Here is a 23,277-nt window from a genome sequence, read left to right on the forward strand (position 1 = left end):
TTTATGTATGATTCTTTTGAATTTTAAATATTGGCATGGAAATTGCTTATAAATATATAAACGATCGATGAAGGGGGATTCAATATAGTGCTAGATTTAAAAATGTATGTAAACGGTGAATGGAGAGACTCTAGTGATCAAGAAAAAAGAACGATTATTAACCCTGCGAATGGCAAGGGTATAGCATATGCACCTGAGGGAACGATTGAGGATGCAAAATACGCGATAGAAGTGGCAAGAACGGCTTTCGATAGCGGAATTTGGTCAGCAACATCCACTGCTGAAAGGGCATCATATTTATTTAAAATAGCAGATGAAATTGATAAAAATATGGAAGAATTAGTATACCTTGAAACAATGGATAATGGAAAAACATACCGTGAGGCAGAAGGAGATATTGGAGATGCAGCGGCTTGTTTTCGCTATTATGCCGGATTGATTACAAAGCCAGATGGTCAAACATATCATGTAGCCGATCCGATGCAAGCGATGGTTGTAAGAGAGCCAGTTGGTGTTTGTGGATTAATTGTTCCATGGAATTATCCGCTATTGATGAGTGTATGGAAAATTGCACCTGCTTTAGCAGCTGGAAATACAATTGTGTTTAAACCTTCTGAAGTGACACCGATCACTGCAACAAAACTATTCGAAATCCTTGAAAAAGTAGGGCTACCAAAAGGTGTTGCCAATATGGTAATGGGGGCCGGTCCAATAGTAGGAAATGAAATTGCAGCGAGTAATAAAGTGGACATGATTTCCTTTACAGGTGGAACAAAAACAGGTAAGCACATTATGAGAACAGCGGCAGATAATATGAAAAAGATTTCGTTAGAACTTGGAGGGAAATCTCCAAATATTATTTTTGCAGATGCAGATTTTGAGACCGCTATTGATTATGCTCTATTCGGTATTTATGCAGGTAGCGGACAAGTATGTTCAGCAGGATCAAGAATCCTTGTAGAAGAAAAGATTTATGATAAATTTGTTAATAGTTTTGTAGAGCGAGCACAGCAAATTAACGTTGGGCCTGGTGATAATCCAGAATCAGAAATGGGGCCACTTGTAAGTCAAGAACATATGGAAAAAGTATTACGCTATATTGAAATTGGGAAAGACGAAGGTGCAAACGTTGCTTGCGGAGGTAGACGAATAATGGAGGATGGAAAAGGTGATGGTTTCTTTATTGAACCAACAGTCTTTGTCAATGTAAAACCTGATATGCGCATTGTCCAGGAAGAAATCTTCGGTCCTGTTGTAGTAATTCAAAAGTTTAAAGACGAACAGGAAGCAATTGAGTTGGCAAATGGTACAGACTATGGTTTGGCTGGAGGAGTATTTACAGTTGATGGTGCAAAAGCAATGCGTGTGATTCGCAAACTTCGCGCAGGAATTACGTGGATTAATAGTTATCATCCAACATATAATGAGGCACCTTGGGGCGGATATAAGCAAAGTGGTATAGGTCGTAGTCTAGGAACTTTTGGGTTAGAAGAATTTCAAGAAATTAAGCAGATTAATATAAATCTAGAAGTAGAGCCAATAGGTTGGTTTGCAAATAAAAAAAATGTAGGAGTGAATTAGATGGAAACGAACGTGAAAAATAAATTGAATGAGAAAGAATCAAATGTAAATGAGTATATTACGAAAGTACTACAGTTAATTGAAAAAGAAAAGGTTACTGAAGAAGAGGCAAACTGGATTCAAAAAGAAACAGTAGACGGATTTAGAAAGCATGTAAACCCTGGTTTTCTTGCTTATAGAAAAACAGTAACAAAAGATGGACAATTTGCAGCAGTAGAGTGGTCAGATGAAGGATCTTGTTTCATGGATATTAACGGTAAAAGATATATTGACTGTTTAGGTGGATTTGGAATTTATAATGTTGGTCACCGTAATCCGAAAGTGGTAAAAGCTGTGACAGATCAATTAAAACGTCAAGCATTGCACAGTCAGGATTTACTGGATCCACTTCGAGCAATGCTTGCAAAGATTTTAGCGGATATTACACCTGGTGATTTGAAATACGCCTTCTTTACAAACAGTGGTACAGAAAGTGTGGAGGCAGCACTGAAACTAGTAAAAATGTATAGTGAGCGAACAACGTTCATTGCTACAACGCGTGCTTTCCATGGTAAGAGCCTTGGTGCTTTATCTGGGACGGCAAAAGGAATGTTCCGTAAGCCATTTTTACCATTAATTCCGGGTTTCCGTCATGTTCCGTTTGGCGATATTGAAATGATGAGAAAAACATTTGAGACATGTGCATTAGTAGGAGAAGATGTTGCAGCAGTTATTTTAGAACCAATTCAAGGAGAGGGCGGTATTATTTTACCTCCAGAAAATTATTTGAAACAAGTACGAGAGCTTTGTGATGAGTTTGGATCACTCCTTATTTTTGATGAAGTACAAACTGGAATGGGACGTACAGGAAAAATGTTTGCTGCAGAATTATATGATGTAGTGCCGGATATTATTTGTCTTGCGAAGGCGTTTGGTGGAGGTGTAATGCCGGCGGGAGCTATTGTTGCGAAAGAAACAGTATTCAAAAGTTGGTTTGAAAATCCATTTATGCATACAACGACATTTGGAGGAAATCCTCTTGCATGTGCTGCTGCAATTGCAACAATTCATGTATTATTGGAAGAGAAATTACCGGAACGAGCTATGGAAGTTGGGGAGTATTTCTTAAATGGATTGAAACAAGCTGCAGAAGGGCACGAAGATAAAATTTTTGAAATTCGTGGTCAAGGTTTAATGATTGGGATTGAATTCCATAAAGACGAGATTGGTTATGAAGTGTCAAAGGCGATGTTTGATCAAGGTATTCTTGTTGCGGGAACATTAATTAACTCAAAAACAATTCGTATTGAACCATCCCTTACAATTAGTTATGAAGAAGTAGATACAGTTATTAATACGTTTAAATCTGTGCTAACTCAAGTAAAAGTAAAGTAAAAGTAAAGTGAATTTTGTATAAGGTTATATGTGAATTCAAACGATTGAAACTATAATTAGAATAGATTTACCTGTATGTTATTACAGGAAGGCAGTGTAACGAAAAGTTACACTGCCTTTTTATTACATTTTTTATTGTAAGTATTTACATATAATTTGTCTTAGTGTACTATTTAACTAACACACTAAGACAGGAGGGGAGAAATGAAAATCGAGTTTTCTCCAAATACACCAATTTACATTCAGGTAATGGAATACATAAAGAAAGAAATTGTAACGGGTCATTTATTGCCTGGCGATAAAATTCCCTCCGTACGTGAATTAGCGAGTGAATTACAAGTAAATCCAAATACGATTCAACGTACATTCCAAGAGTTAGAGCGGGATGGAGTTGTTGTAACACGTAGAGGAATGGGGCGATATGTAACGAATGAAGGGGAGAAAATTATGGAGCTGCGAAAAGATATGGCGAAAGAATTACTTCATTCTTTTATAGATGGAATGGACAATTTAGGTTTTTCAGAAGAAGAAATTCTTACAATCCTTCGTTCTTCATTACATGAGAAAAGGGAGGAGAGCGAATGACAGAGTTATTAAAAATAGAAAATCTATGGAAGCGGTACGGATTAAAAGCAGTGATCCGTGAGCTAAACATAGAGATTACAGAAGGAAAAATCGTTGGGCTTGTTGGAGATAACGGAAGCGGGAAAACGACGTTATTAAAAATGATTGCAGGATTGCAGCACCCTTCTGAAGGCAGCATAGTAATTAACGGTAAAAAAGTAGGGTTAGAGACGAAAGAAATCGTTTCATTTATGTCTGATAAGCCAATCTTTGATGATTGGATGACGGTAAAAGATTCTTTATTTTTCTATCGAGATTTTTATAAAGACTTCGACATTCAAAAAGCGGTAGATACGATTGCGGAATTTAAAATACCGTTAGAAGAAAAAATTACAGCTTTATCAAAAGGTATGGTTGAAAAGCTACAAATTATTTTAACGTTTTCGAGGAAAGCGAAGTTATACGTACTAGATGAACCGCTTGGCGGAATTGATCTCGTTTCTAGGGAGCATGTACTTGAGCTAATCCTTAAATTTTATCGTGAAGATTGTACGCTGCTTATATCAACTCATTTAATAAGAGAAATTGAAAATATATTTGATGAAGTAATCTTTTTGAAAGATGGAGAAATAATATTGCATGAAAATGTGGAAGAACTACGATTTCAAAAGGGGAAAGCAGTACATGAGCTGTTTAAGGAGGCCTATGAGAAATGAGTCAGCTTTTTCTTTATCTGTATAATTGTAATAAGAGAAAAATAGCCATTATTTACTTCGGATTTATTACAGTTTCATTAATTCTTTTATTTAATATGAAAGGAGTTTCAGGAGCTAGAATTTCAGGTAGGCAAGATATAATCATTATTATATTTTTTATCGTACTAGGTATAAATGGATTCGCAATTCTTCTAACAGGTATATCGTCTTTTCGAAAAATGCTAAAAAACTCTATGCTACGTTGTACTTCTATTTCAGCACAAAAATATATAGCTGCAAATGTTTTATTTTGTGTACTACTCTTTATGATTTTGCTAGGAATAGGAATCATTTTTCTATACTATTTTTCTTTAAATATTTATAATGGAAAAACAGATTTAGGTGTTCAGCAAGCAATCCACAGTTTATATGATTATGGAATATTACATCATATGTTATCTATTTTCTTATGGGGACTAGATTTTGTTAATATGCTAGTTTCTATTTATTTAATTATAGTAATTACGAAGCTATTCAATGTGAAATCATCGATGAGTAAGATTGTTTGCGTAATCTTATTCGTTGTTTTTATCGCATTTAATGGGGGAATAACATATATCTTTCAGCAAATAGAAAAGTATGTGTTTGCCATAAATAATATTGGATTTATAGATCAAAATGGCTTTTTAAATACATCATTTTATTCTGGTACAGATATTACAGTTTTAAATCTATGTTTTAACTGTTTATTAACAATTATATTATTAGTAGTTACAGGGCGCATCATCGACAAAAAACTAGAAGTTTAAAGGAGGAATCATCATTGGGAAATGTAGTAGTGAAATTAGAAAATGTCCGAAAAAAAATCGGTAGAACAGAAATTATTCGGGGCTTATCATTTGAGGTTCGTGAAGGAGAGGTATACGGATTCCTTGGACCGAACGGTAGCGGTAAGACGACGACAATTCGTATGATGACAGGTCTTATTTCTATGACAGAAGGCGATATTACAATTTGTGGTCATAGTATTCGCACAGAGCGTGAAAAGGCGCTAGAGCAAATTGGAGCGATTGTAGAAAATCCCGAGCTATATGATTATATGACTGGAATGCAAAATTTAAAGCATTTTGCGAACATGGCGATTACCCCAATTAGTAAAGAGCGCATCGCTGAAATTGTAAAGCTTGTTGAATTAGAGCATGCAATTCATAAAAAGGTAAAAACATACTCACTTGGTATGAAACAGCGTTTAGGAATTGCACAGGCGTTACTTCATCAGCCGAAAATATTAATTTTAGATGAACCGACAAATGGATTAGATCCGGCTGGTATTCGCCAAATCCGTGATTATTTACAACGTTTAGCGAAAGAAGAGAATATTGCTGTAATCGTATCAAGTCACTTATTAAGTGAAATTGAACTAATGTGTGATCGCGTCGTTATTATTAAGCAAGGTGAGTTTGTACAAGAGTACAACTTACACGAACAAGCGAAACATGATGAGACAGTCGTTGTAGCGTTTGAAGTAGATCAAGTACAGAAAGCAAATGAAATCATTAAAGGTAAGGCGCAAGGAAATGTCATTGCAGTATCTGTAACGAAAGAAGAAATTCCACAACTTGTAAAGAAACTTGTGAATGACGATGTGCTTGTATACGGAGTTAACGTTCAAAATAAAACGTTAGAGGATGAGTTCTTAGCAATTACAGGGGGAGTGAAAGCGTAATGTTTAAATTAATTCAAAATGAATTTTTAAAGTTGCATGCGAAAAAAGGTATGTATATTTTAATTGGTGTCATTGCAGTATTGGAGATTTTGGGAGTTTTAGCGATGCTGAAATGGGGAGACGGAAGTGAATTTAAAGGATCATATTTAGATTTTGCAAGTTCAGAGATTGGTTTAATTACTTTATTTGCAACAATTTTTGGAATTACGATTGCTTCACGTATGATTACTGATGAGTTCCAAAAAGGTACAATTAAGCAGTTATTAATTCGTCCAAGAAAAAGAATTACCGTTTTATTCTCTAAATATATTACAGTGTTACTTACTATAGTATTTATCATATTTGCTAGCACGTTAATTGCAATGATTATTGGCGGAATTGTAAAGGATGGTAGTAAAACAGAATTAACGTTAGGAATCGTAATGAAATCTACTTTATATCAAGTACTTTCACCGTTCTTCTTTGCGACGCTTGCATTTTTCTTAGCAAACGTATTTAGAAAGTCTGTATTACCATTGATTATTACGATGTTCCTCTTCTTTTTACAAGGACCAATTAATATGGTACTGATGATGTTTGCAAAAGGTGTAGCGAAATTTGTGGTATTTTTCCATTTGAATTTAAGTGCTTACGATAGTAATAAATTAGTAAGTGGCGGAGCAGAACCACCATTTACAGAATTTACGTTTACAACCTCATTATTACTTGTAGTTGCATACTTTGCTGTATTACTTGTAGCATCAAGTGTATTATTCCAAAAACGTGACGTATTATAATAAAAGAAATCCCCGCTTGTAAAAACGGGGATTTTTATTACATAACGTTCCCCTAGATTTCAACTGGAAGAACAGTAATACGGTATTTTAAATAAAACGTACTATATATTTTAAGAGATATGTTGATTGAAATTATTTGAGGAAAATAGGAAGATTTTCAACTATATTCATATTATAATTTAGTTGTTCGGCCATTTGTGGGGGATGAACAAAACCCCCACTGATTAAATTTTCACTTTATATCATCTCTGGAGGTGTTCCATATGCAACATGCATTTTCACGTATAAGGCTACGTAGTTTTTTTGGATGGATGATTATAGGGATGTTCCTGACGATGATTCCATTAAGGTTATCAGGTGCTTCTGACAATACGATAGAGTTACTGTCACAAATATCAATATTTTTTGCATTTCCACTATTGTGGCTATATTTAAAAACAAGTAAAAATAATGTTGTTTTTAAAAGCTTTTTTGATAAGCCTGGACGTTTACATTGGGGGTTAATTGTATTAGCAACGATCATGGGAATGATTTTTGCAGTCGGTATATCCCAAATTCAATTTTATATTTTAGCACATACTTTACCTAATTTCTTAGTTACCATGTTAGAAGATGGAAATGTAATTAATACGAGTAACATATACATGACGATATTTACTTTCATTTCAGCATGTGTATTAGCCCCAATAATGGAAGAGGTTATTTTTAGAGGTTTTTTCTTGCAGCGAATGGCTTACAAATGGGGGATTAAACGAGCGGTTATTATATCCTCTCTTATTTTTGGACTAGGACACTTTGATGTTATCGGTGCTTTCATGTTCGGTGTTATTATGTGCCTTCTATACATAAAGACAAAAAATATATGGACGAATATTGCTGTGCATGCTCTAAATAATTTGATTGCAACGAGTATGCAATTTGTAGGTGGAGATGGAAGTGACGCAATCTCGATTACTGAATTACAAGCACAAAGTAATTTATGGATCGGCTTTGGTCTTGTGATTATCGGTTTATTATGGTTCATTCCTTTTACTTGGAACCAATGGCGTACAGTAAAAGAAGTTGGTGTGCCACCGATTCGTTTCATAAATGAAGAAAAGGTAGTGAATACATCAGAAGAAAATGAAATATATAGCCAAGTGATAGTAACAGATAGATTGATGGCTGTAGAACTACCTGATGAAGCTGTAAATAAGCTTCGGTTAGAAGAAAATGATTATGTAACAGTTTCTGTAGAAGAAGATAAAATTGTTATAAAGAAAGCGCATAATAGATAATTAAAAAGTAGCTCCTAAAGAGCTACTTTTTAATTTGTAATAATCTCTACACGAAAATTATTACCGTTCTTTACATATTTAATATCTGTAACGATCCGAACAGTTTTTAGAAGTTCAACTTTTTCACCAATTCGAGGGATGGTCGGAACATTGTCCCAAATACCAAGCAAGTCATCTAATTGTGCCGTTTTTTCATAAAACCAGATTTTCAATGTAAAGCCCCTTTCTCGAACTTTATGTATTTTAATACATGATATATCATTTTTATTCTTAATGTAAGGGGTTTTTACTCTTTTTGTGAATAAAGATGAATTAATCTTCTGGGAATATATGTTCAATGTCCGGAGTAAGAGCTACTTCTGATAATACGATATGAGAAACTGTCGTTGCATATGAAGAAACATCATTTATAAATTCTTCAAGTTCAACGAGTGAAGGAACAGAGATTTTTACAATGTAGCATAAGCTTCCTGTTACTCGGTAACAAAAACTTGCAGATGGATAAGACTGAATAAACTGTTGCATACGTGTTGTATCACCATTTTTTAAAGTGATTTCTAAAATACAATCTAAAACAAGTCCTGCTTTTTTATAATTGATATCGATTGTGTATTTTTGAATAATCCCTTCACTTTCAAGTTTACGTACACGTTCTGTAGTAGACGGAGCCGATAAGTTTACTCGTTTTGCTAATTCACGCATCGAAAGGCGGCTATCATTATATAATTCATTTAAAATTTTTCGATCAACACGGTCTAATTGCATTTGTAAATATACCTCCAGTAAAATGATAATTTTTGTAAAGAAAAATTAAAAATTAAGATTCATATGAAATGTAAAGTGAACTTTATTTATTTTACAATAAAAAAGAAGGAAATAGGAGGGGAAATGATGGAGAGAATTACATTATCAAATGTAGGAGATACAAAGTTTCAAAAATTATTAGGTCATAATCCAGATATATTAAATTCGTGGAGTACGTTAGAGAATACACTGTATAGTACAGGGGCCCTTTCCGTAGAGTTAAAGGAGCAAGTAAGAAGAACATTAGCGTTTGGGAATGAATGTCCGTACTGTATGGCAAAGGGAAAGCCGGATGATATACAAAAAATAGAAGAAATTAGCGTAGCCGTTACTTTTGCACATGCATTTGTTCATGACCAAAAGGCGATAGATGATAATATGTTTCATATATTAAAACAATATTGGACTGAAAAAGAAATTGTAGAGCTTTGTGCCTATATTTGTTTTATTACTGCTTCGCAGCAACTTGGTTTTCTGTTTCAATTACAGCCCAATTAATTAGGAGGATATTATGCTTAATCAAGCAGCACTTATAATCATTGATGTACAGGAAGCATTTAACTTACCATACTGGGGCGTGAGGAATAACCTTTTGGCGGAAGAAAATATGAAAAGTTTGTTAGAAGAATGGAGAAAAAGAAAACTACCAGTTTTTCATATTCAACATGTAAATAAAGAAAATGTTCAATCGATGTTTTATCAACATGCGGAAACGGTAAACTTTAAAGAAGAAGTGCAACCAATGCCAGATGAAATAATTATCCAGAAATCCGTTAATAGCGCGTTCATTGGGACAAATTTGGAAGAACAATTAAGAGAACAAAAATGTAATACGGTAGTGATTGTAGGATTAACAACAAATCATTGTGTGGAGACTACAACACGGATGGCAGGTAATTTAGGGTTTACAACGTATTTAGTGAGCGATGCGACGGCTACATTCAATCGTAAAGGTCTGGACGGGACAGAGTATAGTGCAGAGGACATTCACAATATGACACTTGTAAACTTACATGATGAATTTGCCAAAATCGTTACGACTGAAGGTGTTTTAAAATTATTTCAAGAAAATAATTGTGGAATTATGTAGAAAAAAATAAGAATATTTCGTATAATCTAAGTATAATCATTTTGAAAATAGGGGTGGCATCATATGGAGCAAATTTCAGTAAAGAAAATAGAAAAAGTACTCGTTTTAGCAGGAGAGGATAAACAAAAGCAAAAGGAATTTTATGAATTGCTCTTATCAACGGAGTTTTATGTTGCTGGTTCACTTGAAGCAGAAGACGGGGCAACGGAAGGAACACTTCGTTTGCGTCATTTCCAAGGAGAGGGTAGATGGATCGTTCCGTTCTTTACACAATTGAAATTTGTAAAAGATGTGTTGCCAGAAGGTACGCCCCTTATTACGATACGTGGAAAAGAATTATTTGGTGGCATTGAGAAGGATGCAACAGCTGTATTAAATGTTGGTACTGATATAAGTAAAACATTTATTCCAGAAGAGATTTCAGATATCTCATCTGGACGGATTTTTAATTATTATAAGTAAAAGGAAAAGCTTAGCAGCTTTTCCTTTTTAATTTGAACATGGAGTGGCTATACCAGAAGAAATAGAAACAGTTTTGTTAGTTGTATTTATTGTTGCTGTAGCTCCGAGGGGAATACCGATATTTGGACTTATATGTCCAATCGGTAAGCCGAATAATACAGGTATATTATATGGCGTGAAATATTCATATAATATTGTTTGCAATGATTGAGATGGCTTAGAAGGGTTGCAGTCGTGACAACTTGTAAAAATAACGCCACTGCATTCATTAAACTGTCCAGATAAAAGTAGTTGATTTAACATCCGGTCAATGCGGTACGGTTCTTCACCAATATCTTCAAGCAATAAAAGTTTATTTGACGTATTTATCTCATAGGGCGAGCCAATTATACTTGTTAACACAGTTAAATTCCCTCCAACTAATGTGCCTGTAACTGTACATGGAGAGGTAGGTACGATACATTCTGATGCATATAAGATAGATGAATACGGATGGAATAGTTGATTGAAAGAAGATAAGGAGAGAGAATCTATACCTTTTCCTAATTCTTCAATCATTGGACCATGAAAAGTAACCAGCTCCGCATAACGTGAAAAGGCAGTATGTAAAGCCGTAATATCGCTATATCCCCAAAAAATCTTTGGATTCCGTTGAATGATTTCATATTGAATGTAAGGGAGGAGACGAGCGCTGCCGTAACCACCTCGTGCACAAAAGACTGCTTTGACCTCAGTATTTGTAAATGCTTCATGTATATCATCAAGACGAACTTGATCACTTCCAGCTAAATATCCATATTTTTCATAAACACTCTTTCCAATTATTACGGATAATCCCATCTCTTGTAATACGTTCACACCTTTTAATATATTCTCAAGTGTTGGTGGGCCAGACGGTGCAATAACCATTACTGTATCACCTTTTTGCAACGCATTTGGATAAATCATTGTTCTCAGCCTCCTTCTCTTTCAATATATTCGCTTGAGCGAAAGTTCAATCCTTGTAAAAGAAGGGGAAAGCATGTCATATAAAGAAGGTATAGGGAAAGTAGGAGGGAAAATGATGTTTACAAGTCGAGTAATAGATATATTACAAATTAAGTATCCGATCATTCAAGCAGGTATGGCAGGAGCGATTACAACGTCAGAACTTGTTGCAGCTGTGAGTAATAGCGGAGGATTAGGTACGCTTGGAGCAGGGTATATGAGCCCAGAACAAATCCGTGAAGCGATTTATAAAATAAGGGAACTAACAAATAAGCCTTTCGGTGTTAATTTACTTTTAACGAAAGAGATACAGATAGAAGAAGAGAAGGTAAACGAGGCGAAAGTATTACTTAGTGGAGTGAATAGAGAATTAGGTATAGAGGAAGAAAAGACTTTAAAGCTTCCAAAAAGCTATAAAGAACAATTACAAGTATTATTAGAGGAAAAGGTACCAGTCGTTAGTTTTGCATTTCAAACATTAGAAAAAGAAGAAATAGATGATTTGAAAAAGGAAGGGATAAAAGTTATCGGAACAGCTACCCATGTAGCGGAAGCGAAAGCACTTGCTAAGTTAGGGGTAGATATTATTGTCGGGCAAGGTAGCGAGGCAGGAGGGCATAGAGGAACGTTTATTGGGAAAGAACAAGATGCGATGATTGGTACATTTGCATTAATCCCGCAATTAGTAGCGGAAGTACCTCATATCCCGATTGTTGCAGCAGGTGGTGTAATGAATGGGCAAGGGCTTGTTGCGGCATGTGCGTTAGGGGCAGAAGCTGTTCAAATGGGATCAGCCTTTTTAACGAGTGAAGAAAGTATTACGCATGACGTGTATAAAGAGGCGATTTTACATAGTACAGATACGAGTACAACGGTAACCCGTGCGTTTTCCGGGAAATATGCACGGGGTATTCGTAATGAATTTATAGAGAAACATGAAGGAAGAGAAGAGAATTTACCGATGTATCCAGTGCAAAACGTATTAACTTCAAAAATACGTCAAGAAGCAGCGAAGCAAAATAAGGAAGAGTATATGTCGCTTTGGGCGGGACAAGCATCATCATTAGCACGAACGGAATCAGCTCAGCACGTAGTGAAACGTGTCATGAAAGAAGCAGAGAACGTAATTGAACAATTACAAGATGTATATAAAAAAAGACCACTTGAATAATTCAAGCGGTCTTTTCGTTAGTTTGCTTTATAAAATTGTTGGATAGCTTCGTCGATGTAAACCCAGCCTTTCCAACCTAAGTGCATATGATCTTTTAAGAAGTACTTATCATATTCATGATTTGAGAAATCAGCAATTGGATAGCCAGCTTGCTTAATTTGCTCATGAACTTTATTGTAGTATAATTCGCGTTTTTCTTTCGGGAAGCCAGCGTAATCATACCAAGGACCTTTTACAGGAACAGAAATGAAGAGCGGTTTTGCGCCAGATTGTTTTAATAAATCAAGTACAATTTGTAAATCTTCATATTCTGGTGATTGGTCATAAGCATCATTTTTTAAGTAACCTTCACGTTGTTTTAATTTCTTCTTAATTTTGCTATTGAAGTAATCATCTTCGATACCATATTCGTTAGAGCTTGATTCTACTGCACCTGTTTGATCAGCATGCTTACGAGCTTCTTCCCAGTTCATTTGTTTCAATGATGGATCAAGCTGTTCTTTATGTGGCTTAATATTAAACATAGCTGTAAATAAGTCTTTACGATCTAGAATGTTACGATAAATATAAGCGAAAGGTTTAGCAGCAAGTGCTTTTACTTTATACTTTGTATCATCGTAGGCGATACCTTCAAGTGAAATTTTTAATAAAGTTTCTTTTTTAACAATCTCAAAGTTTAATAAGCGTTTTGCAATTTGTTTTTTCATTTCAGGTTTTAAATCATCGTTGAAAATGAAGTGGTAACCTTGTTGTTTTGAAAAGTTAGGTGCAAAGTGTGTCTCATCAATACCTTGTGGTACAAACCATTGCGGAGAAAGAACGAATATCATTTTCTTATCTTTCAATTGATCCATTGTAGATGCGAAGTTTAATACATGTACAAGGTCTTGTGTTCCACCGCGCCCAAGTAGGAATGGTGTGAATCCTTCAGGCTTTACTTTGAAATAATTCGATGGATGGAAAGCATCCATACGTGCGAATTCCGATGAACCGTACATCGGAAGATATTTCGGGTCTGCTAACATCTTTTGCTGTAAAATCATACTTTGAATCTTTTCTTCTTTTAAAGAAGTCGCAGCTTGTTCTACTTTCTCATCACTTAAAAGTGGAAGTAGGAAGCGCGTTGGAATAAGTAAGAATACAGCAAAAAGGGCCAATGCTAAAAGCATCGGACCAAATTTTACTTTGTTCATCGGATTTCTTCCAACTTTTTAATAACCATATTTGGTGTAGCCCATTCATCGCGGTCAAAATCAGAAATAGAAACTTCAATCTCTAAACGCTCTTGGAATTCTACTAATAAAGATACTACAGCGAAAGAATCAAGAATACCTTCTTCAAATAATTGAACATCTAAGTTTTCTTTCACAATATCGTTTTCACATACTTCTTCTAAAATATCTAATACTTGCTCTTTGAATTCTGCCATTTTTAAAATCTCCTTTATATCCGAAATATATTATATGTGCAACTTCTTAATGGGATAAGAAGGGTGCATTAAAAGTATCTGTTAAGGTGTCCAGAGAAGATCAGGAAACCGAAACATACAACGTGGAACGTAATTACAATCGCAAGGACGTGTGTAAATTTATTGTTTGGCCAAAACTTATGCTTCTTGTTTTTTCGTTCGAAAATATCGAATAAAATAAACAGTGCGGCATGATATAGACCATAAATAACATACTGCGCAACAGCGCTTCCTTGGATGTGCCAAATTCCCATAATGAAAAAGTTTAAAAATGCACCGATATACGAAATTGTGTAACGGTTCTTAATTAACTTTTTCTTCGTTGCAAAAAAGACGAAACGCATGTAAATAAAATCACGGAACCAGAATGATAAACTCATGTGCCAGCGGTTCCAGAAGTCTTTAATGTTACGACTAAGGAATGGCTTATTAAAGTTTTCTGGAGTTTTAATTCCCATCATGTAACTGATACCAATTACGAACGCACTATAACCTGCAAAGTCAAAGAATAACTGCATGCTAGTAGCGTACATAAAAATCACATTAGATAAAAGTGTATCTTGATTGGCGAATACTGCCTTTACAAGATATGTTGTTATCAAGTGCGCGATTATAAATTTATACAGAAAACCTTGGAAAATACGGTTAATCCCTGTATATAGTAACTTTTGATATTCCTCAGCACTAGGCGGCTTTTGAATATCTTTTTGGAATCTACGGTAACGATCGATAGGTCCACTTGAAATCGCAGGGAAGAATAAAACGAATTCCCAGAAATTAAAGAAGGAAAGTTCTTTAATTAAATTATCACGAACTTCAAAGACCATCTGTACAGCTCTAAATGTTACGTAAGACATACCTGCGAAAACAATAAAATGCAATTCAGGTACAAACGGTGCGATTTTTGCCAAAATAAGCGGTAAAATCGATAAAATAACAGCTATACAAAACGTGAATGTACTATTATTTTGTTTTCTTAAAATTAAATAGCCTTTAATAAGGGCATATTGCCAAATAATAAATGCGGCTAACATGATTGCTTGCTTCGGTTTATCAGAGAAGATAATAACGAGCATTACTAATGTTAAAACGGCATTATATTTACGCAACATTTTACCTTTTAATCCAGCTATGATAGTAGGTATTAATAAAATGCCTACTATAGCGAAAAAATAAAATGATCCATATGCGGTCATGCTGTAACCTCACTCAATAATTTTTTGCGATCTACCTTTCCATTTGGTGTCATTGGAATAGAAGATTGATACATGAATTTACGTGGAATCATGTAATTTGGTAATCGCTCATTGAGTTCTTTTTTGATTGCAGATGTTAATTTGAATTCTTTTTCAAACGAATGCTCTCCAGGAACAACAACCGCTAATAAGTAATCATATTTTTCACCTTTTTTAATTGGAACAACAACTGCACCTTCTACGTAAGAACACGCGCGAAGATGATGTTCGATTTCTTCTAATTCCATTCGATAACCATGAAGCTTAATTTGGAAATCAAGACGACCATTATAGAATAGAAGACCATTTTCTACATAGCCAGCATCACCTGTTTTATAGGCGCGCTCACCATCAATCATGGTAAATACTTTTTCTGTTAATTCAGGGCTTCCTAAATAGCCAACGCTTACGCTTGGACCGACAATTACGATTTCACCTTTTTCACCGTCAGGTGCAATTGTACCATCTTCTTTCATAATAAGAAGGCAACAGTCTGATTTACAGTAGCCAACTGGAAGTGATTTGTATTGATCAAGCACTTCTTCTGTAACGTGAATGCCTGTTACAGCAACAGTAGCTTCTGTTGGACCGTACGTATTCATAATTGCTGCTTTCGGGAAACGCTCAATTAATTTTCTAGCTACTTCATTTGGTAACACTTCACCGCAGAATAAGAATGTTTTCATGTTTGGTAGCATACTTTCAGAGAAAGAGGCTTCCATTAAACACATTTCTGCGAAAGATGGTGTCGAAGTCCATACTTGTATATCCGATTGCTCTAAAGAAGCAAACAAGTCTTTTGGACGTGCAATCATGTCTTTATCGATTGCCCAAAGTGTACCACCTGTTACTAATGATGGGTAAATATCCATTACAGATAAATCGAATGAGAAAGGTGCTTGGTTTAAGAATACTTGCCCTGTTTGTAAGTTGAAATCTTCTACAGCCCATTTTGTAAAGCTAACAAGACAGTTATAAGTAATCTGAACCCCTTTCGGATTACCTGTACTTCCTGATGTGTAAATAATGTAGAAGTTCTCATCACCTTTTACCGCATGTTCAGGATTTGGAGTATTCCCTTTATGAGTAAAGAAAATATCTTTTAAGTTATCTTCACTTGTAATGCGAACTGGTAAGTCCGTTACCGTTACTTCTGCCCCTGATAACAGTAATTTCGCACCAGAACTTTCAGCAATACGTTGTACACGATCAGCTGGAATAGATAAATCTACAGGAATGTAAGCATGTCCAGCTTTTACACAACCTAAAAAGTTAATAATCATTTCAGGTTGCATATGGCCATAAACCATAATTGGTGAACGATCATCTGGATACTCAGAAGAAATCCAATGTGCTAACGCATCAGAATCTTCCTTTAATTGTTTGTACGTAATTTTCGCATCTCGCCAAACAAAAGCGGTTTGATCAGGCGTTTCTACAGCCCACTTTTCAATTTGTTCTAATAACTTCATAACGTTCCCACCCTAGAATTCATTGTAAATAAATGTACTTGTGTTTGTATCATGGAATCCATACAACCAAAGTAATGCAAATAAAATTGCAAGGTAATAAACCGTCTTTGCAACCCATTGTGTGAGTGGTTGAGACCATATCTCTTTTAATCTTTCCATGTCTTTCCCTCGCTTAATGAAATAATAGCTCTTTGTAGGTATCATGTCCTACATGATTGTGAAAAAAACAAAATCCCACATTTTAGGTAAAAATAAGTCAAAAGGCTCTTTTCTGATATTAGCACTAAATACTAAAAAAGAAAATCCCTAACTTAGCAATTATATTACATTCAGCATGAATTTGTAATGGGTTTGACATGTAAATAGGAAGTGGATTGTGTGAAGGCGAGAAAATATAATATTTGTTTTGTTATTCCTGAATTGGAGTGGGTTAATAATCACTGGGTACTTAGTACATTTTCAAGGTATAGAGCCTTTTAAAAGGAGGTAATTATTATGAAAAGAGAGTGGAGGAGTGTTATTTCAGAGGAAAATATCATTAAATGGAGACGGCATTTCCATAAGTATCCGGAATTATCGTTTCATGAAAAAGAAACTTCGCAATTTATATATGAAACATTATGCTCATTTTCTTCTTTTGAAGTAACGAGACCAACGCAGTACAGTGTGCTAGCAATTAAAAGAGGAAGGCAACAAGGAAAAGTAGTTGCGATTCGAGCTGATATAGACGCATTACCAATTCAAGAAGAGACACTAAAGCCATATGGATCGGTTAATAAAGGTGTAATGCACGCATGCGGGCACGATGCACATACAGCTATTTTATTAAGTACAGCAGAGACGCTAGCAAATATGAAGGAAGATTTTGCAGGCGAAATCCGTCTGTTCTTTCAGCACGCAGAGGAAGTGTATCCCGGTGGTGGACAAGAAATGGTGGAGGCCGGTGTTATGGACGGCGTCGATTATGTAGTAGGTTTGCACGTTATGTCTGGATTAGAAAGTGGAAAGATAGGAATTGTATATGGCCCTATGATGGCAGCACCAGACGTATTTACAATTGAAATTTTAGGAAAGGGTGGTCACGCGGCACGACCAGAAGAAACGATAGATCCTATTGCTATCGGAGCACAAATTATTACAAATTTACAACATATCGTATCAAGAAATACAAGTGCTTTTATGCATAGAGTAGTGTCAGTTACACAATTTCATGGGGGGATGGCCGATAATATCATTCCTAGTGCAGCAGCTTTAATGGGAACTGTTCGATCTTTTAATCAAACATTAAGAGAGGAAGCAAAAGAGAAAATTGAGCAAATTGTAAAAGGAATTACAGAAGCACATGGGGGAGATTATACATATACGTATCGTTACGGATATGATCCAGTTGTTAATAATGAGTACATTACGAAAATAGTAGAAAAAAGTGCGATAAAATTGTTCGGAAATCAGCGTATTGTGCATCTTGAACCTTCTATGGGAGGGGAAGATTTTTCAGCGTATTTAAGAAAAGCACCTGGTTGTTTCATTAAATTAGGAACAGGGAATAAAAATATTGATACTTGTTATCCACATCATCATCCGAAATTTGATGTGGATGAATCGGCTTTAATTAATGGAGTGGAACTATTTTTAGAGGCAACTATAAGACTACTAGAAATTGATAAAGCATAAAAAAAGGCAACTGCACTCTATTGCAGTTGCTTTTATTTCTTCCGTCAGAGAGGGCTGAGAAAGAACTATGCTCATTTATAGTATATGAATAGCTAACGGACAAGCTTGTACATTTTAACTATTTTTAAAAAAATAGTTATTGACTTTGATAATCAATTTCAATTAATCTAATGGTATAATTGAAATTGATAATTATTATCAATAAAATAGATGAGGAACCTTAATGAGAAAAACATTTCACCTTTTACGAAGGGAATTAAAAAATAAAGATGTTGATAAGCATATTGAATGGCAACGAAATATAATTCGTTCTGAATATGTAGGTGAGAAGAGTACACTTCAAACAGAAAAAGAGATACAAGGTAAAAGGAGAGGTTCAGTTGAGTAAGTTAGTAATGATTTTTGCAAGTATGAGTGGAAATACAGAGGAAATGGCTGACCATATTGCGAGTGCGATTCGTGAAACAGAAAATGAGATTGAAGTAATTGATATTATGGATACACCAGAAGCTTCTATATTAGAGCAATACGACGGTATTATTTTAGGTGCTTATACTTGGGGAGATGGTGATCTTCCTGATGATTTTTTAGATTTTTATGATGCAATGGATTCTATTAACTTAACTGGTAAAAAAGCAGCTGCATTCGGTTCTTGTGATTCGGCTTATCCGAAATACGGGTTAGCGGTTGATATTTTAATAGAAAAGCTACAGGAGCGCGGGGCAGCAGTTGTGTTAGAAGGATTGAAAGTAGAATTAACGCCAGAAGATGAAGATGTAGAAAAATGTTTACAGTTTGGAGCTGAATTCGTAAAACACCTTTCTTAATGGCAGAAGGGAGATGAAGAGCAATTGCATGAAAAAATCTCAATCAAAACGATGACAGATTACCATTTGTATGATTTTATGCGTTGTCCACACAAATTTTATTTCCGTCATATAAAAAGAAGAGAACCTTCTTCATTTGAATGGCAACAAATAGCGCAAATGATTGTGAATCAAATTATTAATGAATATTACACGCTACCTGCGGGCCAACAAACGAAAATTGTACTTTTAATATTAATAGAAAAGTATTGGAAAAAAGTAAGGATTAATATGTTTGCTTCAAAGGCGGAGTACTATATTGTTTTAGCGAAGCTAACTGATCACTTATTACAGTTTGTTGAAAGGGATGATAGTCAGGCACCGCCGTTATTTTTATATGAGAAGTTTCAAACATATATGGAAGAGTTAGGTGTCCACATGTCATTGACATTTGAAGTTGGTGAGTGGAGTACTGAATCGTTTGTAATTAAAAAGTATGTTGTCGATGCGGATGAGGAAATGCTTGCTCTTTGTCAGAAGCTAATGACAGTATTCAGTTATAAAGCTTTCGGTATTCTTCCAGGGAAAATTGAAGTTATTAATTTAATAGAAGGAACTAAGTATGAGTACATTCCAAAGCAGGAAGATATTATAACTGGAATGGATGATTTATTTAGAATGAAAGAAATGTTGCAGCAACCTGAGCACTATACAGAGCGTCATTTTCGTTATGAGTGTATGAGTTGTGCGTTTCGTAGTGAATGCCAAAGGGAAGAAGTAAAGAAAGAAGCGAAGCAGAAGAAAAATATAGTACATTAAAGGATGCAAATTTGCATCCTTTTTTGTTATTGACATGAAAAGCTTTTCATCATTTACCGTATATTTGTAGCAGATTAATAAAGGGGGGAATAATCAATGAAAGATGAAATGAAAGTATTTCAATGGTTAAAAGAACAGAATGCTCCTTTTGGAATTCAACTGCAAATTTTACAGGCGTTTCAATTGTATAAAGTTATTGTTGAAATGGATAAAAAATTAATGATGTATGAGGAGAGAATTTAATCTCGTCCCTGTAGTATTGCTTTAAGCTGTTCTTCATTCTTCTTTAATGTTATTTCATTGTTTGTTTCAATGTTATAAATAAGGTTATGTAGTAAAGGGCTGTATTGATAAAAGGTAGTGATGCGGTGAATGAGTAATGGATCGCGGTGAGAAATAACTGCACTGTATTGTTCATATACAGATGTAGTAAACTCATGACCGAAATCATAATATAGCCCAGCGAAATCAAAAGCGGGATCGCCAATTTGAGCATCTCCAAAATCGATAACACCTGAAATGTTTTTGTGCAGGTTGTTAAATAAAATGTGATGATGTGTAAAGTCGGCATGAATGATTGCATTTTGAAAGGTAGATTTAGTTATACAGGTAAAGAAACTTTCGAATAAACGATTTAAGGCTAATTTCTGTAATGAAGTAAGACTATTAGTAAGATATTGATTTAATTTTGTTTGTAGTTCTTTCCAGTAGGTAAGTGTTTTTTCGATAGGGAACCCTAGCGTTTCAGTACGTTTTAAAGGAATACTATGTAAAGCCGCAAGGAAAGTGGCTAATTGTGTAATGATTGCTTTCAATTCTTTTTTCTCTAGCTCGGTAACTATTTCAGTTGTTAACGGTTCACCGTGAATGAGAGGATAATAGCTACAAAATGGAACGGTATTACAATTATTCTTATACAATAGTTTATACTTAGGGACTGCAATTTCTTGTAATGAATGAGAAAGAATAGTGCACAGTTCTTTTTCTAACGGAATTCGCTGTGCATATTCAAGTTTTCGCGGGAAACGAAATAGTAGTTCGTCATTTATAATAACCGCTATATTATCCCAACCTTCTTCATTTTGTTTATATGAATGTATAGAAAGACCGGGCAGAGCTTCTTTTATATATTGTTTGTAAGAGTCCATAATTGTTCCTCGTTTCTAAGTTAAAGGTAGGTTATTCCACTTTATGATATCAGAATTTTCTTTCTATATGTTAAAATATAACTATCATTATGGAGGAGGGTGGGGTGCATTACGAAGAAAAGAATATTAATCATTTCTCTATGTATCGCTTTTGGATTGTTTTGGTCATATAAAGAGGAGGTTTTTTCCACTTTTAAACCGATAGATCGCTACGAGTTAAATAAGGAATTAAAGAACAAAAGTATAGAAACTTTAACTCATAAAGAAAAGAAAAATGTAGGAGAACACTTTGTGACAGCGCAACTAGCAGTGTTTGAGTTTAATAATAAAGAAGATGTGAAACGAAAAGGTGAAGAAATATTTGTAAATAGAGGGTATGAACACATCGCTATCAACCTAATAAAACAAAATACCCCCTAAAATGAAAAAATGAGCTGACTTCTCAAAATAACTAACTATTGAGAAAGAAAATTTTCATTTGGGGGGTACTTCAAAACCTTAGCTTGATAGGTATGTGGTGCTACCCCATCGCTATCAAGCTAAGCTTATGCAAAGTCAATTTTAGGCGAGATTGTTTCTTTTTCTAAAGGGCAAGTGTAGGTGATTGAAAGATTTGCATACGAAATAAACCCTAACGGGTTTCACTTTTTTGAATTAAGCGGCTTGATTATCAGACATGGTACAATTGTAAACGACACCTAATATATCAAAGACCGTTTTTTTCTCATATCGATGAGATTTCCGCCCGTTTTGCTGTAGGAGATTGAACAGGCGGAGTAACACCTTTGATAGCTCTTGGGTGTTTTTTTGTATAGTTTGGAATAGAAGAAGAAAATAGTCTTTAATCATATATATGGCTTTATACTCACTAAGCTCTCGTTTTTTCTTCATGAGGAGCAATTGGCGCATTTGAAACATGATAGAAGAACAGAGTAGAATGGCAATCAATTGGCCATATAAATGGCACTCCAATCGTTCTGATTTTATCTTTTTACAATGATGGATTTGAAAGAATGACTTCCACGTTTTAAATAAAATTTCGATTTGCCAACGCAAAGAATACCAGTCATGTACCTGTCCCATCGGGACAATATCTGTAGAAGTGTTTGTCATATATACATTGATACCACTGAGTCGTTTACTACGAGGAGAATACTTCATTCCTTTCTTTTTTTCTCTTACAGCTTGATCTTGTAATCGTTTTTGTTGCTGTTGTTTTGTTAATCGATGGACAATTACACGAGCTGACACTTTATCAATCATTCCTACATAAGCATTAGCTATTTCCCATGTTTGTCCTGGCTGAAGGGAGTTCATTACCGTCTCCATATCTAACTGTATATACTCTGTACCTTTCTTAATTCTTCCATCTTGAAAATAATCAGGGTTAGGATTTTTTTGATAAATACGTGTATTCGACTTGATACGAGAAATATAGTAGGCCTCTTGATCTTGTATATATTGAAGGTCTTTTAAATGAAAATAACCTAAATCTCGGATACATAAATCATTCGCTGCCACAGTTGGGGCACACAGAGAGCCGTAAGTGCGATCATGTTGTTTACCTGGACCTGTATGAATATGTAGGAACTGTCCGCTTAACAAATCATACTCAAGCTGAATTTTTATCCCAGCTGTATGGCTGCATCCTCCTGCACCTGGATAAACCGATGAAAATACATCCGGGAGTTGAAATGCAGTTGAATCTAAGATACGAATACGCTTGAAAATAGAAGTATATGGAGAAGAAATTAGCTTAGCTGAAGATAACTTTTGGTTTAGAAGTTTGGCTAAAACTTGTTGTAGAAACTGGACGGCTGCGGCGTTAAATCTTTGATTTAGTCCTTCAGGACTGATGAGTACTTCTGTTGATACTTCTAAACAACTACATAACTGGGTTAAGGAAGTTTTTGCTACACTTTGGCTTAGCCATACGCATAAAGCTACTAACTCTTGTGCTTGATACTTACTTGTTCGCTGTACAAATCCAACATCTCTAGCTAGATTCTGTAAGGTATTTGGGGATAAAAGACTCTTTATCTCCTGTGCAAATAATTGTAAGTCGTCAGATACAGAATTAGACATACAAAAAACGCCATCCTTTCCTATAATTCTACAGTAAGAATAACGTCTTTTTTGCTTAATGAA

General features: G+C 35.0%; 27 protein-coding genes and 1 pseudogene. 18 read left to right on the forward strand and 10 right to left on the reverse strand.

The window, feature by feature from the left end; translation table 11 throughout:
* Positions 1–87 precede the first annotated feature (87 nt).
* The 8 genes from DET63_RS13435 (at position 88) to DET63_RS13470 (ending at position 7,993) form a co-directional block, all read left to right on the forward strand.
* Positions 88–1,581 carry an aldehyde dehydrogenase family protein gene (locus DET63_RS13435; RefSeq protein WP_113936986.1) on the forward strand — a complete coding sequence of 498 codons (1,494 nt, stop codon included), beginning with the start codon at positions 88–90 and terminating at the stop codon, positions 1,579–1,581.
* Positions 1,582–2,955 (forward strand): putrescine aminotransferase, encoded by a 1,374-nt coding sequence (locus DET63_RS13440; RefSeq protein ID WP_113936987.1) that lies wholly within the window; start codon positions 1,582–1,584, stop codon positions 2,953–2,955. It begins immediately after the preceding gene.
* 204 nt (positions 2,956–3,159) lie between these two features.
* Positions 3,160–3,540: a GntR family transcriptional regulator gene (locus DET63_RS13445; RefSeq protein ID WP_002030586.1), complete on the forward strand. Its 381-nt coding sequence runs from the start codon at positions 3,160–3,162 to the stop codon at positions 3,538–3,540.
* Complete coding sequence (locus DET63_RS13450; protein ID WP_113936988.1) at positions 3,537–4,235, forward strand: ABC transporter ATP-binding protein; 699 nt, start codon at positions 3,537–3,539, stop codon at positions 4,233–4,235. The genes DET63_RS13445 and DET63_RS13450 overlap by 4 nt, the downstream gene beginning before the upstream one ends.
* A complete protein-coding gene (locus tag DET63_RS13455; RefSeq protein ID WP_012260597.1) occupies positions 4,232–5,023 on the forward strand; it encodes a hypothetical protein in 792 nt (263 codons plus the stop codon). The genes DET63_RS13450 and DET63_RS13455 overlap by 4 nt, the downstream gene beginning before the upstream one ends.
* A 14-nt stretch (positions 5,024–5,037) precedes the next feature.
* Positions 5,038–5,940 carry an ABC transporter ATP-binding protein gene (locus DET63_RS13460; RefSeq protein ID WP_113936989.1) on the forward strand — a complete coding sequence of 301 codons (903 nt, stop codon included), beginning with the start codon at positions 5,038–5,040 and terminating at the stop codon, positions 5,938–5,940.
* The gene (locus tag DET63_RS13465) at positions 5,940–6,716 is read left to right on the forward strand and encodes an ABC transporter permease (RefSeq protein ID WP_113936990.1); all 777 of its coding nucleotides are present in this window, start codon (positions 5,940–5,942) and stop codon (positions 6,714–6,716) included. Before DET63_RS13460 ends, DET63_RS13465 begins: the two co-directional genes overlap by 1 nt.
* A gap of 263 nt (positions 6,717–6,979) precedes the next feature.
* Positions 6,980–7,993, forward strand: a complete 1,014-nt coding sequence (locus DET63_RS13470; RefSeq protein ID WP_113936991.1) for a CPBP family intramembrane glutamic endopeptidase — start codon at positions 6,980–6,982, stop codon at positions 7,991–7,993.
* A 29-nt stretch (positions 7,994–8,022) separates the two neighbouring features.
* Here the strand turns inward: DET63_RS13470 and DET63_RS13475 are convergent, their stop codons facing one another.
* Both DET63_RS13475 and DET63_RS13480 read right to left on the reverse strand, forming a co-directional pair.
* Positions 8,023–8,205, reverse strand: coding sequence for a DUF3913 family protein (locus DET63_RS13475; RefSeq protein ID WP_000707108.1), 183 nt, complete (start codon positions 8,203–8,205; stop codon positions 8,023–8,025).
* Between the two features lie 100 nt (positions 8,206–8,305).
* On the reverse strand, positions 8,306–8,758 hold the full coding sequence (locus DET63_RS13480) for an Lrp/AsnC family transcriptional regulator (protein ID WP_002011610.1): 453 nt from the start codon (positions 8,756–8,758) through the stop codon (positions 8,306–8,308).
* Positions 8,759–8,881: 123 nt separating this feature from the next.
* Between DET63_RS13480 and DET63_RS13485 the strand changes: the two genes are divergently transcribed.
* From DET63_RS13485 to DET63_RS13495, 3 genes are all read left to right on the forward strand, one after another.
* A complete protein-coding gene (locus DET63_RS13485; RefSeq protein ID WP_170935223.1) occupies positions 8,882–9,295 on the forward strand; it encodes a carboxymuconolactone decarboxylase family protein in 414 nt (137 codons plus the stop codon).
* 13 nt (positions 9,296–9,308) lie between these two features.
* Entirely contained in the window at positions 9,309–9,887 is a 579-nt protein-coding gene (locus DET63_RS13490; protein ID WP_113936992.1) for a cysteine hydrolase family protein, read from the forward strand.
* Positions 9,888–9,950: 63 nt separating this feature from the next.
* Positions 9,951–10,349 (forward strand): SseB family protein, encoded by a 399-nt coding sequence (locus DET63_RS13495; RefSeq protein WP_002135134.1) that lies wholly within the window; start codon positions 9,951–9,953, stop codon positions 10,347–10,349.
* Between the two features lie 27 nt (positions 10,350–10,376).
* Here the strand turns inward: DET63_RS13495 and DET63_RS13500 are convergent, their stop codons facing one another.
* Positions 10,377–11,297, reverse strand: a complete 921-nt coding sequence (locus tag DET63_RS13500; RefSeq protein WP_002011617.1) for a S66 peptidase family protein — start codon at positions 11,295–11,297, stop codon at positions 10,377–10,379.
* Between the two features lie 73 nt (positions 11,298–11,370).
* Between DET63_RS13500 and DET63_RS13505 the strand changes: the two genes are divergently transcribed.
* Positions 11,371–12,507 (forward strand): NAD(P)H-dependent flavin oxidoreductase, encoded by a 1,137-nt coding sequence (locus DET63_RS13505; RefSeq protein ID WP_002135136.1) that lies wholly within the window; start codon positions 11,371–11,373, stop codon positions 12,505–12,507.
* A gap of 17 nt (positions 12,508–12,524) precedes the next feature.
* On the opposite strand, the gene dltD is transcribed toward DET63_RS13505, so the two are convergent.
* The 5 genes from dltD to DET63_RS13530 all read right to left on the reverse strand — a co-directional run bounded on the left by dltD (position 12,525) and on the right by DET63_RS13530 (position 16,841).
* Complete coding sequence (dltD, locus tag DET63_RS13510; RefSeq protein WP_113936993.1) at positions 12,525–13,700, reverse strand: D-alanyl-lipoteichoic acid biosynthesis protein DltD; 1,176 nt, start codon at positions 13,698–13,700, stop codon at positions 12,525–12,527.
* Positions 13,697–13,936, reverse strand: coding sequence for a D-alanine--poly(phosphoribitol) ligase subunit DltC (gene dltC / locus DET63_RS13515; RefSeq protein WP_002011622.1), 240 nt, complete (start codon positions 13,934–13,936; stop codon positions 13,697–13,699). The genes dltD and dltC overlap by 4 nt, the downstream gene beginning before the upstream one ends.
* A gap of 68 nt (positions 13,937–14,004) precedes the next feature.
* The gene (gene dltB / locus DET63_RS13520; RefSeq protein ID WP_002126234.1) at positions 14,005–15,171 is read right to left on the reverse strand and encodes a D-alanyl-lipoteichoic acid biosynthesis protein DltB; all 1,167 of its coding nucleotides are present in this window, start codon (positions 15,169–15,171) and stop codon (positions 14,005–14,007) included.
* Complete coding sequence (gene dltA / locus DET63_RS13525; protein WP_113936994.1) at positions 15,168–16,682, reverse strand: D-alanine--poly(phosphoribitol) ligase subunit DltA; 1,515 nt, start codon at positions 16,680–16,682, stop codon at positions 15,168–15,170. Before dltA ends, dltB begins: the two co-directional genes overlap by 4 nt.
* Positions 16,683–16,694: 12 nt before the next feature.
* Positions 16,695–16,841: a teichoic acid D-Ala incorporation-associated protein DltX gene (locus DET63_RS13530; protein WP_002011626.1), complete on the reverse strand. Its 147-nt coding sequence runs from the start codon at positions 16,839–16,841 to the stop codon at positions 16,695–16,697.
* A gap of 336 nt (positions 16,842–17,177) precedes the next feature.
* Between DET63_RS13530 and DET63_RS13535 the strand changes: the two genes are divergently transcribed.
* The 5 genes from DET63_RS13535 to DET63_RS30245 all read left to right on the forward strand — a co-directional run bounded on the left by DET63_RS13535 (position 17,178) and on the right by DET63_RS30245 (position 20,224).
* Entirely contained in the window at positions 17,178–18,356 is a 1,179-nt protein-coding gene (locus DET63_RS13535; protein WP_113936995.1) for an amidohydrolase, read from the forward strand.
* Between the two features lie 223 nt (positions 18,357–18,579).
* On the forward strand, positions 18,580–18,744 hold the full coding sequence (locus DET63_RS30240) for a hypothetical protein (RefSeq protein ID WP_181777915.1): 165 nt from the start codon (positions 18,580–18,582) through the stop codon (positions 18,742–18,744).
* The gene (locus DET63_RS13540; RefSeq protein WP_113936996.1) at positions 18,737–19,183 is read left to right on the forward strand and encodes a flavodoxin; all 447 of its coding nucleotides are present in this window, start codon (positions 18,737–18,739) and stop codon (positions 19,181–19,183) included. Before DET63_RS30240 ends, DET63_RS13540 begins: the two co-directional genes overlap by 8 nt.
* A gap of 24 nt (positions 19,184–19,207) precedes the next feature.
* Positions 19,208–19,981, forward strand: coding sequence for a hypothetical protein (locus DET63_RS13545; RefSeq protein ID WP_113936997.1), 774 nt, complete (start codon positions 19,208–19,210; stop codon positions 19,979–19,981).
* 96 nt (positions 19,982–20,077) lie between these two features.
* Positions 20,078–20,224, forward strand: a complete 147-nt coding sequence (locus DET63_RS30245) for a hypothetical protein (RefSeq protein WP_181777916.1) — start codon at positions 20,078–20,080, stop codon at positions 20,222–20,224.
* Here DET63_RS30245 and DET63_RS13550 read toward each other — a convergent pair.
* Complete coding sequence (locus DET63_RS13550) at positions 20,221–21,129, reverse strand: aminoglycoside phosphotransferase family protein (protein ID WP_113936998.1); 909 nt, start codon at positions 21,127–21,129, stop codon at positions 20,221–20,223. The two genes, DET63_RS30245 and DET63_RS13550, sit on opposite strands and share 4 nt — an antisense overlap.
* Before the next feature lie 99 nt (positions 21,130–21,228).
* Here DET63_RS13550 and DET63_RS13555 point away from each other — a divergent pair.
* A pseudogene (locus DET63_RS13555) lies at positions 21,229–21,525 on the forward strand (transcriptional regulator, Bla/Mec); the annotation flags it as partial.
* Between the two features lie 258 nt (positions 21,526–21,783).
* Here DET63_RS13555 and DET63_RS13560 read toward each other — a convergent pair.
* Positions 21,784–23,214 carry an IS4 family transposase gene (locus DET63_RS13560; RefSeq protein ID WP_000072035.1) on the reverse strand — a complete coding sequence of 477 codons (1,431 nt, stop codon included), beginning with the start codon at positions 23,212–23,214 and terminating at the stop codon, positions 21,784–21,786.
* Positions 23,215–23,277: the final 63 nt, after the last annotated feature.

It is taken from the genome of Bacillus sp. DB-2 (assembly GCF_003315125.1).
Taxonomy (GTDB): Bacteria; Bacillota; Bacilli; order Bacillales; family Bacillaceae_G; genus Bacillus_A; species Bacillus_A mycoides.